The organism is Pseudomonas sp. F-14 TE3623, assembly GCF_053629015.1.
In genome coordinates this window covers 441,456-457,049 of record NZ_JBRJHM010000001.1, presented here as the reverse complement: position 1 = coordinate 457,049, position 15,594 = coordinate 441,456, and the positions used below count along the sequence as shown (strand labels likewise).

Below are 15,594 nucleotides of genomic sequence, written 5' to 3'. Positions count from 1 at the left end.
CTCAATTCTAGCGCTTTAACATCGCGCGTATATCCGCCAATGCGGTATTACCGCGAACGGCTTTGACTTCAACGGGAGTGTCGTCATTACCTTCCCAGGCCAGGTCGTCCGGCGGCAGTTCATCAAGGAAACGGCTAGGCGCGCAGTCGATGATCTCGCCGTATTGCTTACGCTTGGCGGCGAAGGTGAACGCCAACGTCTGACGCGCTCGGGTAATCCCGACGTAGGCCAGGCGGCGTTCTTCTTCGATGGTGTCGGCTTCGATGCTGGAGCGGTGCGGGAGAATTTCCTCTTCCATGCCCATGATGAACACGTAGGGGAATTCCAGACCCTTGGAGGCGTGCAAGGTCATCATCTGCACACCTTCGGCGCCATCCTCTTCTTCCTGCTGACGCTCCAGCATGTCGCGCAGGACGAGTTTGCCGATGGCGTCTTCGACGGTCATCTCGCCTTCTTCGTCTTTCTCCAGCGTGTTTTTCAGCGCCTCGATCAGGAACCAGACGTTACCCATGCGGTAATCGGCGGCCTTGTCGCTGGAGCTGTTGGTGCGCAGCCAGTTCTCGTAGTCGATGTCCATGACCATGCTGCGCAGGGCGGAGATCGGGTCTTCGCCGGCACACTGCTCGCGAACCTTGTCCATGAAACGCTTGAAGCGCGACAGGCGATCGGTGAAGCGTGTGTCCAGATGCTCCCCCAAACCGATTTCGTCGGTGGCGGCGTACATCGAGATTTTTCGCTCGGTGGCGTAGTTGCCCAGCTTCTCCAGCGTGGTCGAACCGATCTCCCGGCGTGGGACGTTGATCACCCGCAGGAAGGCGTTGTCGTCGTCCGGGTTCACGATCAATCGGAAGTAGGCCATCAGGTCTTTCACTTCCTGACGTCCGAAAAAGCTGTTGCCACCGGACAGGCGATACGGAATCTGGTGGTGCTGCAGCTTCAGTTCGATCAGCTTGGCCTGGTAGTTGCCGCGATACAGGATCGCAAAATCGCTGTATGGCCGATCCGTGCGCAGGTGCAGGGTCAGCAATTCGACGGCCACGCGCTCGGCTTCGGCGTCTTCGTTGCGGCAACGGATCACGCGGATTTCGTCGCCGTGGCCCATCTCACTCCACAGCTGTTTTTCGAACTCGTGCGGGTTATTGGAGATCAGCACGTTGGCGCAGCGCAAGATACGGCTGGTGGAGCGGTAGTTTTGCTCGAGCATCACCACTTTCAGGGACGGGTAATCGTCCTTGAGCAGCATCAGGTTTTCCGGACGGGCGCCGCGCCAGGCGTAGATCGACTGGTCGTCGTCGCCCACCACGGTGAACTGGTTGCGTTTGCCGATCAGCAGTTTCACCAGCAAATACTGGCTGGCGTTGGTGTCCTGGTATTCGTCCACCAACAGGTAGCGGACCTTGTTCTGCCATTTTTCCAGGATATCGTCGTGTTCCTGGAACAGTTTTACCGGCAGCAGGATCAGGTCGTCGAAGTCCACCGCGTTGAACGCCTTGAGCGTGCGCTGGTAGTGGGTGTAGACGATGGCAGCGGTCTGTTCCTTGGGATTACGGGCGTTTTCCAGGGCTTCAGGCGGCAGGATCAGGTCGTTTTTCCACGAGCCGATCATGTTCTTGATCTCGTCGACGCCGTCGTCGCCCGAGTATTCCTTCTGCATGATGTCGGTCATCAGGGCTTTGACGTCGGTCTCGTCGAAGATCGAGAAGCCCGGTTTGTAGCCTAGCCGCACGTGTTCCTTGCGGATGATGTTCAGGCCCAGGTTGTGGAAGGTGCAGACCGTCAGGCCGCGGCCTTCGCCACCTTTGAGCAGGGTGCCGACCCGTTCCTTCATCTCGCGCGCGGCCTTGTTGGTAAAGGTCATGGCGACAATGTATTGGGCGCGGATGCCACAGCTCTGGATCAGATGCGCAATTTTGCGAGTGATCACGCTGGTCTTGCCGGAGCCTGCGCCGGCGAGCACCAAAAGAGGGCCGCCGACGTAGCTCACGGCTTCTTGCTGCCGGGGATTGAGTCGGGACATACGAAATCAGGGAGTCATTAGCGAAATGGGCCGGCATTTTAACAGGCTCAGCGAATTGTGCTGCTCTCTCCGACTTGTGACCCAACACGCTATCTCTATTTGCCGGTTTTGCTACTTTCACGCAGGATGCGCAGTGAATTTGCGTCTAATGTTCGTATTCAATACGCCAAAGTCGTGTTTGATAACCGATGTCATGTTGTCATTGGTTATCTGCGCGGCATAATGCCCGCCGCCTACATCTTTGCAGAGTCTAGGGAGCTAGCTTGTCTACGCCTGTCGAACCCTTGCGTTTGCTGCTACTGGCCGAAGAGCCGGCGTGGGCAGCGTTGTTGCGCGAGTGTCTGGCTCCGATGGGGAGTTCGGCTGTGCTGCTCAGCGCGCCGAGCTGGGAGTCGGTCAGCAACCTGTTTGATGACAACCGCAGCGCGGTGTTGTTGACGATTCCTGCTCTCCAGCCGGCACCCGGCCGTTGCAATCTGCCGACGGTGTTGCTGCTCGAACACGAGCCGCTGGCGCCGCCCGACGGTGTGAGCGACTGGCTGGTGCGCAATCTGCTGGATCCCGGCATGTTGCGCCGCTGCCTGCGCCATGTGCGTGAGCGCGGCGTGCTGGAAAACACTTTGCAGCGCCTGGCCGAGCAGGACCCGTTGACCGGTATCGCCAACCGTCAGGGTTTCCAGACCTTGCTGGCGGCGCGTCTGGCCGAAAACGAAGGTCGCGGCCTGGCCCTCGGTCACCTCGACCTCGACAACTTCCGACACGCCAACGACGCCCTCGGCCACCAGGCCGGCGATCGGTTGATCCTGCAAGTGGTCTCGCGGCTGAAAAGCCAACTGGAGGCCAGCGATCAACTGGCGCGGCTGGGCAGCGATGAATTCGCCCTGCTGATCGACACCCGCCGCGCCCCTCAGCGCGCCGAATGGATGGCCGAACGCATTACCGAAGCCCTGTCCGAACCCTATTGGGTCGACGGCGAAAGCCTGTTGATCGGTTCCAGCCTTGGCATCGCTCACGCACGAGCGCAGGCCGGCCCCGACCCGTTGATGTGGCACGCGCACATCGCCATGCAGCAGGCCAAGAGCACTCAGGGCTGCACCTTTCACATCTTCAACGAACGGATCAATCGCAATGCCCGCAGCATCGCCGACCTCGAAAGCGAGCTGCGCCGGGCCTTGCGTCGCGATGAGCTGGAATTGCATTACCAGCCGCGCCTGAACCTTGAGGACGGCCAGATTGTCGGCCTCGAAGCGTTGGTGCGCTGGCGTCATGGCGAACGCGGCTTGCTGCCCCCCAGCGAATTCGTGCCGCTGGCCGAGCAAAGCGGCTTGATCGTGCCGTTGGGTTACTGGGTGATTTCCCGGGCCTTGCGAGACATGCAGGCGTTACGCGAACGAGGTCTGCCAGCGCTGCATATGGCAATCAACCTGTCGTTCCGGCAGTTTCAGGACAGCCAGTTGCTGTCGACCCTGAGCCGGCTGATTGCCGAGCGAGGCGTCGAGGCGCAATGGCTGGAATTCGAACTGACCGAAACCGCGGTGATGCGTCGCAGCGATCTGGTCAAGCAGACCATGGACGCTCTCGGACGTTTGGGCGTGCGCTTCTCGCTGGACGATTTCGGCACCGGGTTCTCTTCGTTCGTGCACCTCAACAGCCTGCCGATTGCGTTGTTGAAGGTCGATAAGAGCTTTGTCGGCGGCATGGAAGAACGGGAAGAGAATCGCAAGCTGGTCCACGCGATGATCAACCTGGCGCACAACCTCAACCTCGAAGTGGTTGCCGAAGGAGTGGAAACAGCGGAGCAGCTGGATTTGTTGCGCGGCTTTGGTTGCGATCAGGTGCAGGGGTATCTGATCAGCAAGCCGTTGCCGTTGGCAGAACTGGTTGAGTATTTGACCTTTGGCAGCAGTCAGCAGCCTGCACTGGAAGTCGTGGTTTAAACTCGGACAAATGTGGGAGCGGGCTTGCTCGCGAAAGCGGTGTATCAGTCACCGTAGATGTCGACTGACACACCGCTTTCGCGAGCAAGCCCGCTCCCACAGGGGATCTCAGTCAGGCTGAGCGACCTGGAAATTCTGCTCTGACGTCGGTTCCCGCCGAATCATCCGCTTCATCTTCCACTCAAACGCCAGCGTCAGGCTCACCGCCGCACACGCCAGCCCCAGTGCCAGACCCCACCAGACCCCCGTTGGCCCCCAATTCAAATGGAAGGCCATCCACCAGGCGGCCGGTGCGCCGATCAGCCAATAGCAACCCAAACCCACCAGGAACGTGGTCTTGGCATCCTTGAGCCCGCGGATGCAGCCCATGGCGATGGTTTGCGTGCCGTCGAACAGCTCGAACCACGCCGCTACTGCCAGCAGGCTCACAGCCAGGTTGATGACTTCGCGGAACGCCGGGTCGTTGTGGTCCAGGAATAAGCCGATCAACTGATGCGGCAGCAGCCAGAAGACCATGGCAAACCCCAGCATCGACGCAGCGCCGAAGGCGATCCCGACCCGTCCGGCCAGTCGCGCATCGAGCAATTGCCCGGCGCCGTAATGCTGGCCGATGCGCATGGTGATCGCGTAGGAAAGCCCCGCCGGAATCATGAACGCCACCGAGACGATTTGCAGGGCGATCTGGTGCGCCGCCAGTTGCGTACTGCCCATGGTGCCCATGCACAGCGCGGCGAAGGCGAACAGGCCGACTTCCACCGCATAGGTGCCGCCAATCGGCAGGCCCAGGCGCCACAACTCCTTCAAGTACTGACGGTTGGGCCGCGACAGACCCTGACGCAACGGATAGGCGTTGTAAGCCGGATGCCGACGAATGTGCAGCGCGAGCGCCAGCGCCATGAGGTTCGCAACGATCGCCGTGACCAGGCCGATGCCCACCAGGCCCATTTTTGGTAGGCCGAACATGCCGGTGATCAACGCATAGTTGAGCAGGAAGTTGGCCACGGTGCCGGCGAGGCTGATGACCATCACCGGCGTCGCCCGGCCGATGGCGCTGGTGAAGCCGCGCAGCGCCATGAAGCTCAGATAACCGGGCAGGGCGAACGGCAGAATCAACAGAAACTGGCCGGCAGCCTGGACGTTGGTTTCGGTCTGACCGAACAGCAGCAACACCGGTTTCAGGTTCCACAGCAGCAAGCCCGCCACCAGCGCCATCAACCATGCCAGCCACAACCCGGCCTGGGTCAGCCGCGCGGCGCCAATGATGTCGCCCGCGCCCTGACGGATCGCCACCAAGGTGCCGACGGCGGCGATCACGCCGATGCAGAAAATCGACACGAACGAATACGTCGCCGCACCCAGACCGCCACCGGCCAGTGCTTCGGGGCTCAGGCGCGCCATCATCAATGTGTCGGTGAGAACCATCAACATGTGCGCCAACTGCGAGGCAATCAACGGCCCCGCCAGCCGCAGGATGGCCCAGAGTTCAATACGCGCTGGATGCTGCATGATCATCACGCTCGAGTGTCAGAGATAACAGGAAGCGTCGATTCTCGGCGCTCTGCGGGGTTTTCACAAAGGGATAAAAAGGATGGGTGGCATGATTAAAACTCATGCTGGGGAGTTTCTGATAAGTTGGTGCAATCGCGCTATAGGAGCTTTCCTGATGTCTCGTCGTCTTCCTCCCTTGTATGCCCTTCGAGCATTCGAAGCGGCGGCGCGGCATAGCTCGTTTACCCGCGCCGCCGAAGAACTGTCGATCACGCAAAGTGCGGTCAGTCGGCACATTCGTACGCTCGAAGAGCATTTCGCCTGTCGGCTGTTTCATCGCAGCGGGCGCAACCTGCAACTGACTGAATCGGCGCGGCTGATCCTGCCCGGCATTCGCGAAGGCTTCACCGCCCTCGAACGGGCCTGCAATACGTTGCGTGCCGAGGACGACATCTTGCGCATGAAAGCCCCGTCGACCCTGACCATGCGCTGGCTGTTGGCGCGGCTCAGTCGTTTTCGGCACTTGCGACCGGGAAACGAGGTGCAATTGACCAGCGCCTGGATGGACATCGATAGGGTGGACTTCAACCACGAACCCTTCGATTGCGCCGTCATCCTCAGCAACGGGCATTTTCCACCGGACTGGGAGGCGACTTTCCTGTTCCCCGAAGAGCTGATTCCGGTAGGCGCGCCGAATCTTCTGAAGGATCAACCGTGGGACGTTGCGCGCCTGGCCAGTACCGAGCTGTTGCACCCGACGCCGGACCGTCGCGACTGGCGCAACTGGCTGGAGCGCATGGGCCTGACCGATCAAGTCTCGCTCAAGGGCGGGCAGGTCTTCGACACGCTGGAGCTGGGCATGATTGCTGCTGCCCGGGGTTACGGCGTGTCCATGGGCGATTTGCTGATGGTGGCGGAGGATGTTGCGCAGGGACGTCTGAGTTTGCCGTGGCCGACGGCCGTCGCCAGTGGTGAGAATTATTACCTGGTCTGGCCGAAAACCCGCCCCGGCGGTGAGCGTTTGCGCCGCCTCAGCGATTTCCTGCAAGGCGAAGTCCGGGCCATGGAATTACCGGATGTCGAACGCCTGGGGTGAATCGATGGAGCCGCTGCAATGGCGGCCTTGAGCCATATCCCCGTTAATTACTCAAGTATTCAGCTTTGCCGCCGAAAATCTGCTGATGGCACCGTCGTGCAGGTTCCATGTTTTCCCCACAATCAGAAATTTTGCCGAGTGTGCGATGCGATCAAAATGATCCGGCCACTGGGTCAGGAGCTGTCATGTCTCAACCTCGTGCTCGGATTGCCTCACAGCTGGGTCTTGCGCTTGCCGTGATTCTGGCGATTGTCATCAGTGGCAGTACAGTATTCGCCCTGCGCTCGCTGGACACCGCCAACCTTGCCACCCGCGAAGAGCATCTGGCCAGTGAGGCCCGCTTGCTTGCCGATCAGCTGAGCACCTTTCACGGCACCCTGCGTGAAAGCACCCAGCGCTTGGCCGGCCTGTTCGAGAAGCGCTTCAGCGCCGGTTTGAGCGTGCATCCGGATGAGCCGGTGACAGTGGCGGGTGTGCAGACCCCGGGCCTGCACTTGGGCAGTGAAGTGTTGAACAACAACTTCGCGGAAGTCGACGAATTCAAGCAGATGACTGCAGGTGTCGCGACCGTGTTCGTGCGCAGCGGTGAAGAGTTCATTCGGGTCAGCACGAATGTCACCAAACAAGACGGCAGCCGCGCCATTGGCACTCTGCTCGACCACGCGAACCCGGCTTACGCCCGTTTGATGGCGGGGCAGAGCTACGTGGGTCGAGCTTTGCTTTTCGAACGCTTCTACATGTCGCAGTACACTCCCGTACGCGACAGCAGCGGTAAGATCATTGCCGTGCTGTACGTAGGATTCGATTACACCGACGCGCAGAACGCGCAGTTCGCCAACCTCAAACGCTTCCGCATCGGCCAGACCGGTTCCCTGGCGTTGCTGGATGAACAAGGCAAATGGCTGGTGCCGATTGCCGGTGTAGAAGCGCTGGATCAAGCGGTCCCGAGCATCTTCGGTCTGGCCAAGACACCGGGCAAAGGCGACTTCTGGAGCGACAAGTCGCAAGACTTTTACAGTGTTGCCGTGCCGTTCGAAGGCGGGCCGTGGTCGGTGGTGGCGAGCATGCCGAAAACCGAAATCCGCGCCGTGACCTGGAGCGTCGGCATTCAATTGGCGATCGGCAGTTTGCTGGCGATGTTGCTGGCGGTCGGTGCGGCGGTCTGGTTGCTGCGCAGCAAACTGGCCCCGCTGGGTAATCTGGTGCGTCAGGCCGAAGCCTTGGGCGCTGGTGATTTGAGTGTTCGCCTCAACGTGTCGAGCAATGACGAAATCGGCCAACTTGCCCGCGCCTTCAATCAGATGAGCCAGGCCCTGTCGACCATGGTCGAGCACATCCGCAAGGCCTCGGGAGAGGTCAACAGCCGTGCCCAGGCGTTGTCCGGTTTGTCCGGTGGCGCCTATGAAGGGATGGAGCAGCAGTCCGGCGAAATCACCAGCATGGCCGGCGCCGTAGAAGAATTCAGCGCCACCTCGCTGAACATCGCCGACAACATGGGCAACACCCAGCGTTTGGCGCAGGAAAACGCACAGCAAACCCAGATCGGTCGTACGTCGATGGACGAAGCGTCCTCATCCCTGGAGCAAATCGCCGGTGCGCTGAACAGCACCGCGACGGTGATCAATACCTTGGGGCAGCGCTCCCAGGAAATCGGCGGCATTGTTGGGGTGATTACTTCGATCGCCGAACAAACCAACCTGCTGGCGCTCAACGCCGCCATCGAAGCCGCCCGCGCCGGTGAACAAGGTCGTGGGTTTGCGGTGGTGGCCGATGAGGTGCGCAACCTGGCCTCACGCACCCGCCAAGCCACCGACGAAATCTCCGGGATGATTCAAAGCATCCAGCAGGAAACCGGCAACGCCATCAGCACCATGGAGCAAGGCAACGTGCTGATGCAGGAAGGCCTGTCGCGCAACGCCAACGTCGCCTCGGCACTGGCGCGGATCGATGAACAAAGCCGATCGGCCGGTCAGCAATTCGCCGCCATCACCACCGCGACCCAGGAACAAAGCAGTACCGCGACCTTGCTCAGCAGCAATCTGCAAAGCATCGCTTTGGCGAACAGTGAACAGCGCGAAGTGGTGTCGAACCTGGCTGTGACGGCCAAAGAGCTGGAGAAGCTGGCGGCGGATTTGCGGCATGAGGTTGACCGGTTTCGTTGAGTCGCCTCTGAAATAGTCTTCGCGAGCAAGCCCGCTCCCACAGTAGATCTGCGGTGAACACAGTATGTGTGAACACCCGAGATCAAAATGGGAGCGGGCTTGCTCGCGAAGGGATCGACCCAATTCCCGATTTGTCTCAATGCTGTGTATCAATTACTCACTAGTAGTCTTCCTTGGCATTTAGCACCAGTGTCTCGATTTTTATGCTTGCTGAAACGTTTCTTCAAGTCTATAAAATTGGCACAACTCCAAGAAAGGCTGCTGCCATGACCCCGCTCAAACTCTTCGTTGCCCTCAGCGCACTGTCCGCTGCCTCCCAAGCCATGGCCTGGGACTACGTCCTGCTCGACACCGACAAAGCCGCCCAGAACTGGCAAATCACCAGCCAGCAACTCGGCGTAAAAACCGACAAACCCTTCAGTGTGACCCTGCGCACCTTGCATGGCGGCCGGCAGGAAGGCGTCAGCATCGTCGATATCGATAACGGCACGATGAAACTTTCGGTGGTACCGACTCGCGGCATGAACGTCCTGCAGGCCTCGGTCGGCGATATGCGCATGGGCTGGGATTCGCCGGTCAAGGAAGTGGTCAATCCATCCTTCATCGAACTCAACGGCCGTGGTGGCCTGGGCTGGCTGGAAGGTTTCAATGAGCTGGTCACCCGCTGTGGCTACGAATGGGTCGGTCATCCCGGTATGGACAACGGCGAACTGCTGACCCTGCACGGTCGCGCCGCTAATATCCCTGCGAACAAAGTTACCCTGCACATCGACGAAAAACCGCCGTACGCCATCACTCTGCGCGGCGAGCTGAAAGAGCAGGCATTCAAGAAAGTCGACTTCTCCGTCGCAACCGAACTGGTTACCGAACCCGGCAGCGTAGCGTTCGCCCTCAACGACACCCTGACCAACAACGGCGACTATCCGAAGGAATACCAGGCGCTGTATCACAGCAACTTCAGCACCCCATTCCTGGAACAGGGCGCTCGCTTCGCCGCGCCGGTGAAACAAGTGTCGCCGTTCAACGACAAGGCCAAGGGCGATCTGCCCGACTGGCAAACTTACCGCGCACCGACCAAGGACTACGACGAAACGGTCTACAACGTGGTGCCGTATGCCGATGCCAAGGGCGATACGTTGACCGTGCTGCATAACAAGGCCGGCAGCTTGGGCGTTTCGGTCGGCTTCAACACTCAAACACTGCCCGTGTTCTCCCTGTGGAAGAACACCGATACCCAGGGGCAGGGCTATGTCACAGGGCTGGAGCCGGGGACGAGTTTTTCCTATAACCGCCGGTATCAGCGGCCACTGAACCTGGTGCCGACGATTGGGCCGAAGGAACAGAAGCAGTTCGGGATCAGCTACAGCTTGTTGGCGGATAAGGCGGCTGTGGATAAGGCGTTGAAGCGGGTGAGCGAGATTCAGGGTGGGCGGGAGACTGAGGTGCGGCAGACGCCGTTGGTTGATCTCACCAAGGGGTGATGCCTGCTAATTTGTGCTCGGCCGGTATTGCAGTGCCTCGGCCAAGTGCTCGCGGGTAATTCCATCGACTTGCTCAAGGTCCGCCAGGGTGCGCGCCACTTTGAGCAGTCGATGGGCTGACCTCAGCGACAAGGTCAGCCGTTCACGCGCCGTTTCCAGCCAGATTTGGTCAGCAGTGACGGGAATCGCGCGAGCCCTCCCAAAATGCCCTACCGGGTTTTCAGTGCATTGGCCAGGCGCAGCATGGCCGCTTCGATTTCATAAGCGGTCAGCGACGAGTAACCCAATAACCAGCCTTGTTTCTTCTCCTCGCCGGCGTACAACCGGCTCAGACCGGAAAGCTGAACGCCCGCGCTGGCTGCTTGGCGGATGGTTTTTTCTTCAGACCAGCCATCGTGCAGCAGGCAGGGAATTTGTAGCCCGCCAGGAGGGCGCAAGGCGGTAACGATGCCGTCCAAGTGCTTACCGATCGTGTCGAGCATGATGGAGCGGCGTCCGGCATACAGCTTGCGCATGGCTCGGACGTGGGCGTTGTAATGGCCGTCTTCCATAAAGCGCGCCAGGGTCAGTTGCAGGATTTGTGGTGTATGGCCGTCAATCATGCTGCGGGCGTAGGTGAAAGCCTTGATCAGCTCGTGGGGGAGTACCATGTAACCCATTCGCAAACCGGGGTAGAGGGTCTTGCTGAAGGTGCCGATATAGAGCGTACGCTGATACTTGTCCAGGCCCTGTACGCAGGCGGTCGGTTGCCCGTCGTAGTGAAACTCGCTGTCGTAATCATCTTCGATGACCCATTTGCCCTTCTCCGCTGCCCAGTTGATCAACTCAAGACGACGCTCCAGCGGCAAGGTCGCGCCGGTGGGGTATTGATGAGAAGGCGTGACATAAACGCAATTGGCGCCGCTGCGGTCGGCGTAAAGCAGGTCGGTGCGTATGCCCAGTTCGTCGACATCGATGGGAAGAACGTTGGTCTCGGCGGTTTCAAAGGCTTTCTTGGCGCCATAGTAACCCGGGTTTTCCAGCAGGATCGGTTTGCCGACGTCCACCAGCAACTGCGCACACAGAAAAAGAGCCTGGCGAGTGCTGCTCAATACCATGATCTGGTCGGGGGAGCATTTGGCCCCGCGCTCGAGGTTCAAGTAGGTGGCGATGGCCTTGCGCAGCGGCTCGGCGCCTTGCGGATCGCCGTGCAATAACACGTTGGCGCGATAGTCCTTCATCACTTGGCGTTGCAGGCGCTCCCAGACATCGGTGGGGAAGGTGCGGGTTTCCGGCAGGCCGGTCGCGAATGCCTTGATTACCTGCTGATCGTTCACGCCGCCACTGTCGAAGATCATCCGCCCGCGCTGGCTCAATCCCGCCCCCGGTGCCGCCTGACTGCTTTTGACTTCCTGCGCCTTGATGCGTCGGCGCGCTGCGCCGCGCAATTCGGTGCCCAGCGTTTCACAGACATAACTGCCAGCCCCTTCGCGCCGCACGATAAAACCGTCGCGGTGCAGTTGCACGTAGGCGTTTTCAACGGTGTCGCGGGCAATCCCGAGTGACTTGGCCAGGACCCGGCTCGCGGGCAGCTTCAAGCCTGGGGCAAGGGCGCCATCGAGGATCAATGCACGCAGTGCGCGCTGAATCCGCTGATGCAGATTCAACAGCTGAAACTCAACATCGTTGAGGCGCATTTTCAGCGTTTCCAGCTCGAACGTTTTCGCCATGCGGTCTGCCTGATCTTAGTAAATTGGCCTGCAAAGGCAGGCCAGTCTATCCGTAGAATCCGCCCCTCGTCACTGCCTTTGCGCTCGGTGATCGGTCGATGCATTGAGCGACTTCATGAAGAATTTTGCCCGCGGGCTGAGGCAGGGATCGCTTTCAGTCACAGCAAGCGGTCTGGTAGTGGTCTGGCCTTCTGCGAGAAAGTGTAGGGGCAAAGCATGCCATTTCAACGTTATAAATCCGCCCTTATCCGGGACAGGCACCTCGTTTTGCAAGGAGCAAAGCCATCATGTCGTCTTCAGCATTGCCATCGCCCCTGCGTCTACGGGACCTTCTGCATCCGATTGTCGCCGGGCTGATTTCAGTCATCGTCAACTATGGCGGCACTTTCATCCTGATCTTTCAGGCCGCCAAAGTGGCCGGGCTCAGCCCAGAGCTGACGGCGTCGTGGGTATGGTCGGTGTCGATTGGCGTGGGCATTACCGGGCTGTTTCTGAGTTGGGTGAGCCGTGAGCCGATCATTACCGCCTGGTCGACACCCGCGGCGGCTTTTCTGGTCGTCGCGCTGTCCACCACGCCTTACGCCGAGGCGGTGGGTGCGTACATTATTTCGGCCGCCGCCTTCGTGCTGCTGGGTTTGTCCGGTTGCTTCGAAAAACTCATCCGCCTGATTCCGTCGGGTGTGGCTGGGGGCCTGCTGGCCGGTATCTTGCTGCAGTTCGGAATCGGCGCGTTTGGTGGCATGAGTCTTGACCCAGTGTTGGTCGGGTTGCTGATTGCCGCTTACGTTGTGCTCAAGCGCTTTACCGCGCGCTACGCGGTGGTGGGCATTCTGGTGCTGGGGCTGGCGTTTCTTCTGACGCAGGGCCGTGTAGAACTGTCGGGGCTGGCGCTGCAATTCGCGGCACCGGTATTCACCCAGCCTGAGTTTTCGATCAATGCACTGCTCAGTGTGGCACTGCCGCTGTTCCTGATCACGCTCACCGGCCAGTACATGCCGGGCATGCTGGTGCTGCGCAACGATGGCTTCAGCACCAGCGCTAATCCTATCCTGACTGTCACAGGGCTGGGCTCCTTGCTAATGGCGCCCTTCGGTTCTCACGCCTTCAATATCGCGGCCATCACGGCGGCCATCTGCACCGGCAAAGAAGCCTCGGAGGATCCGCCCAAGCGCTGGATCGCCGGGGTTGCTGCGGGACTGTTCTACATCCTCGTAGGGATTTTCGGGGTGACCCTCGCTGCAGTGTTCATGGCGTTACCGGCCACCTTCATTACGACGCTGGCCGGGCTGGCCCTGCTCGGCACTATCGGCGCGAGCCTGGCCAGCGCCATGGCTGACGTCAAAACCCGCGAAGCCTCGCTGATCACCTTTCTGGCGTCCGCCGCGAACATCACCTTGCTGGGGATTGGTGGGGCGTTCTGGGGATTGCTGATCGGTCTGGCGGCTTACGCCTTACTCAATGGCCGCTTACCGCGTCGCGAGACGATGGTCATTCCGGCTGCCGACGCTGTTGTGACGACCAAAGGAGCCACCCACTGATGTTTGATCAATTGGAAAAAACCGTCACCCTGCACGAGCGTCATGGCCGTTACCCACAGGCCACCAGCGTCGAGGACTTTCGCCGCAACCTGGCAGCCGTGCAGCAGCGGATCGCTAACGCCTGTCAGCGGGTTGGACGTGATCCGGCGAGTGTGCGCCTGCTGCCGGTCAGTAAAACCTTTGACGAAGCTCATCTGCGTCTGGCCTACGCTGCCGGCTGCCGGCTACTGGGTGAGAACAAAGTGCAGGAAGCGCAGCGCAAATCGCAGGCCATGGCCGATCTGGCCGACTTGCAGTGGTCGGTTATCGGCCACCTGCAAACCAATAAGGCCAAGCAGGTGGCGCGTTTTGCCAGTGAGTTTCAGGCGCTGGACAGCCTGCGAGTGGCCGAGGCCCTGGATCGTCGCCTGCACATCGAGGGGCGCCAGCTGGATGTGTTCGTTCAGGTCAATACCTCCGGCGAAGCCAGCAAATACGGCTTGGCGCCCGAAGCCGTCGCGGACTTTTTGTCCGCCCTGCCGGCGTTCCCGGCGTTACGGGTGCGTGGGTTGATGACACTGGCGCTGTTTTCGGCCGACGTGCTCCGTGTCCGCCCTTGCTTTGTACGGCTGCGCGAACTGCGCGAGCGCTTGCGCCAGCGCGCCCCGGCGGGCGTCGGGCTGGAGGAACTGTCCATGGGCATGTCCGGTGATTTCGAAGTCGCCATTGAAGAGGGGGCCACCGTGGTGCGTGTTGGTCAGGCCATCTTCGGCGCACGTGCCATGCCGGATGCCTACTACTGGCCGACCGCGGATGCCCGCCCGGGAAGTGATGAGTAGTCGTCGCTGACATTCCCCTTAACATCTTGATCCAGCTCTACAGGAAGCCAATCCGATGTACGACTCAACGCTGACCCTTAAAGCATTCGACGCCGAGCTGTGTGAGGCGATTCATAACGAAGAACATCGTCAGGAAGACCACGTCGAACTGATCGCTTCCGAAAACTACGCCAGCCCTCTGGTGATGAAAATCCAGAGCACCGTGCTCACCAATAAATACGCCGAAGGCTATCCAGGCAAGCGCTACTACAGCGGCTGTGAGTATGTCGATGTGGCCGAGCGTCTGGCCATCGAACGGGTCAAGGCCCTGTTCAGCTGCGACTATGCCAACGTGCAGCCACATGCGGGTGCCCAGGCGAACGCCGCGGTATTCCTGGCATTGATCAATCCCGGCGATACGGTGATGGGCATGAACCTGGCTCAAGGTGGACACCTGACCCATGGTAACCCTTCAAACTTCTCGGGCCGTCATTACAAGATCGTTCCTTATGGCCTTGACCCGGAGACGGGCTTTCTCGACTACGACGAGATGGAACGTATCGCCCTGGAAACCCGGCCGAAGATGCTGATTGGTGGTTTTTCTGCCTACTCCCGGTACAAAGACTGGGCGCGCATGCGGGCCATTGCCGACAAGGTTGGGGCCATTTTCTGGGTCGACATGGCCCACGTCGCAGGGTTGGTCGCCGCGGGAGAATACCCGGACCCATTGCCGCATGCCCATGTGGTCACCAGCACTACACACAAGACCCTGCGGGGCCCACGGGGTGGCTTGATTTTGTCCAAGGGGCAAGATGAAGCATTCTACAAAAAGCTCGATTCTGCGGTATTCCCGGGTGTCCAGGGCGGCCCATTGATGCACCAGATCGCCGCCAAGGCCGTCGCTTTCAGGGAAGCACTGAGGCCCGAGTTCAAAACCTATCAGGCACGGGTGGTGATCAACGCCCGGGCCATGGCGGCCGTGCTGCAAGAGCGGGGTTACAAGATCGTCTCCGGTGGCACCGATAACCACATGATGCTAATCGACCTGTCCGACAGGCCCTATACCGGCAAGGAAGCCGATGCGGCCCTGAGCAATGCCTACATCACCGCTAACAAGAACTCGGTGCCCAACGACCCGCGCTCACCGTTCGTGACCTCCGGGCTGCGCATCGGTACCCCGGCCATCACCACCCGTGGTTTCGGCGTGATCGAATGTGAACAATTGGCGGGCTGGTTGTGCGACGTACTGGACGCCCTGGAAAACGGCGACAGCGAGAGGGTCGGGCGCCACGTGCGTGAACAGGTGGTGGAGCTCTGCCGCCGTCATCCTGTCTATCGTTAACCCTGTTACTCCGGGCTATTGCCAGGC

The 15,594-nt window shown here is 60.1% G+C and carries 10 protein-coding genes and 1 pseudogene; 7 read left to right on the top strand and 4 right to left on the bottom strand.

Annotated features, from left to right (window positions below; genetic code table 11):
- Positions 1-7 precede the first annotated feature (7 nt).
- Positions 8-2,017: a DNA helicase Rep gene (gene rep, locus AB7M29_RS02110; RefSeq protein WP_007894754.1), complete on the bottom strand. Its 2,010-nt coding sequence runs from the start codon at positions 2,015-2,017 to the stop codon at positions 8-10.
- 263 nt (positions 2,018-2,280) lie between these two features.
- On the opposite strand from rep, the gene AB7M29_RS02105 reads away from it, so the two are divergent.
- The gene (locus tag AB7M29_RS02105; RefSeq protein ID WP_217856853.1) at positions 2,281-3,954 is read left to right on the top strand and encodes a putative bifunctional diguanylate cyclase/phosphodiesterase; all 1,674 of its coding nucleotides are present in this window, start codon (positions 2,281-2,283) and stop codon (positions 3,952-3,954) included.
- A gap of 108 nt (positions 3,955-4,062) precedes the next feature.
- On the opposite strand, the gene AB7M29_RS02100 is transcribed toward AB7M29_RS02105, so the two are convergent.
- On the bottom strand, positions 4,063-5,460 hold the full coding sequence (locus tag AB7M29_RS02100; RefSeq protein WP_454246231.1) for a NorM family multidrug efflux MATE transporter: 1,398 nt from the start codon (positions 5,458-5,460) through the stop codon (positions 4,063-4,065).
- A gap of 157 nt (positions 5,461-5,617) precedes the next feature.
- On the opposite strand from AB7M29_RS02100, the gene AB7M29_RS02095 reads away from it, so the two are divergent.
- From AB7M29_RS02095 to AB7M29_RS02085, 3 genes are all read left to right on the top strand, one after another.
- Positions 5,618-6,538 carry a LysR substrate-binding domain-containing protein gene (locus AB7M29_RS02095; protein ID WP_048396276.1) on the top strand — a complete coding sequence of 307 codons (921 nt, stop codon included), beginning with the start codon at positions 5,618-5,620 and terminating at the stop codon, positions 6,536-6,538.
- A gap of 185 nt (positions 6,539-6,723) precedes the next feature.
- Positions 6,724-8,700, top strand: coding sequence for a methyl-accepting chemotaxis protein (locus AB7M29_RS02090; RefSeq protein ID WP_454246230.1), 1,977 nt, complete (start codon positions 6,724-6,726; stop codon positions 8,698-8,700).
- Between the two features lie 266 nt (positions 8,701-8,966).
- Complete coding sequence (locus AB7M29_RS02085) at positions 8,967-10,181, top strand: aldose 1-epimerase family protein (protein ID WP_454246229.1); 1,215 nt, start codon at positions 8,967-8,969, stop codon at positions 10,179-10,181.
- 6 nt (positions 10,182-10,187) lie between these two features.
- On the opposite strand, the pseudogene AB7M29_RS02080 reads toward AB7M29_RS02085, so the two are convergent.
- Positions 10,188-10,358 (bottom strand): annotated as a pseudogene (locus AB7M29_RS02080) (magnesium chelatase subunit ChlI family protein); the annotation flags it as partial.
- Between the two features lie 32 nt (positions 10,359-10,390).
- Entirely contained in the window at positions 10,391-11,890 is a 1,500-nt protein-coding gene (gene pdxR / locus AB7M29_RS02075) for a MocR-like pyridoxine biosynthesis transcription factor PdxR (RefSeq protein WP_454246228.1), read from the bottom strand.
- A 287-nt stretch (positions 11,891-12,177) separates the two neighbouring features.
- Between pdxR and AB7M29_RS02070 the strand changes: the two genes are divergently transcribed.
- The 3 genes from AB7M29_RS02070 to glyA are packed head-to-tail and all read left to right on the top strand — an operon-like array spanning position 12,178 to position 15,567.
- A complete protein-coding gene (locus AB7M29_RS02070; RefSeq protein WP_454246227.1) occupies positions 12,178-13,428 on the top strand; it encodes a benzoate/H(+) symporter BenE family transporter in 1,251 nt (416 codons plus the stop codon).
- Positions 13,428-14,246 (top strand): YggS family pyridoxal phosphate-dependent enzyme, encoded by an 819-nt coding sequence (locus AB7M29_RS02065; protein WP_217856848.1) that lies wholly within the window; start codon positions 13,428-13,430, stop codon positions 14,244-14,246. Before AB7M29_RS02070 ends, AB7M29_RS02065 begins: the two co-directional genes overlap by 1 nt.
- Before the next feature lie 55 nt (positions 14,247-14,301).
- Entirely contained in the window at positions 14,302-15,567 is a 1,266-nt protein-coding gene (glyA, locus tag AB7M29_RS02060; protein ID WP_217856847.1) for a serine hydroxymethyltransferase, read from the top strand.
- The last annotated feature ends 27 nt before the right edge of the window (positions 15,568-15,594 follow it).

Bases quoted from the DNA above. Each gene is read 5' to 3' on its own strand.
- rep (WP_007894754.1), bottom strand. From the start codon at position 2,017: ATGTCCCGACTCAATCCCCGGCAGCAAGAAGCCGTGAGCTACGTCGGC.
- AB7M29_RS02100 (WP_454246231.1), bottom strand. From the start codon at position 5,460: ATGCAGCATCCAGCGCGTATTGAACTCTGGGCCATCCTGCGGCTGGCG.
- AB7M29_RS02095 (WP_048396276.1), top strand. From the start codon at position 5,618: ATGTCTCGTCGTCTTCCTCCCTTGTATGCCCTTCGAGCATTCGAAGCG.
- AB7M29_RS02090 (WP_454246230.1), top strand. From the start codon at position 6,724: ATGTCTCAACCTCGTGCTCGGATTGCCTCACAGCTGGGTCTTGCGCTT.
- AB7M29_RS02085 (WP_454246229.1), top strand. From the start codon at position 8,967: ATGACCCCGCTCAAACTCTTCGTTGCCCTCAGCGCACTGTCCGCTGCC.
- pdxR (WP_454246228.1), bottom strand. From the start codon at position 11,890: ATGGCGAAAACGTTCGAGCTGGAAACGCTGAAAATGCGCCTCAACGAT.
- AB7M29_RS02070 (WP_454246227.1), top strand. From the start codon at position 12,178: ATGTCGTCTTCAGCATTGCCATCGCCCCTGCGTCTACGGGACCTTCTG.
- AB7M29_RS02065 (WP_217856848.1), top strand. From the start codon at position 13,428: ATGTTTGATCAATTGGAAAAAACCGTCACCCTGCACGAGCGTCATGGC.
- glyA (WP_217856847.1), top strand. From the start codon at position 14,302: ATGTACGACTCAACGCTGACCCTTAAAGCATTCGACGCCGAGCTGTGT.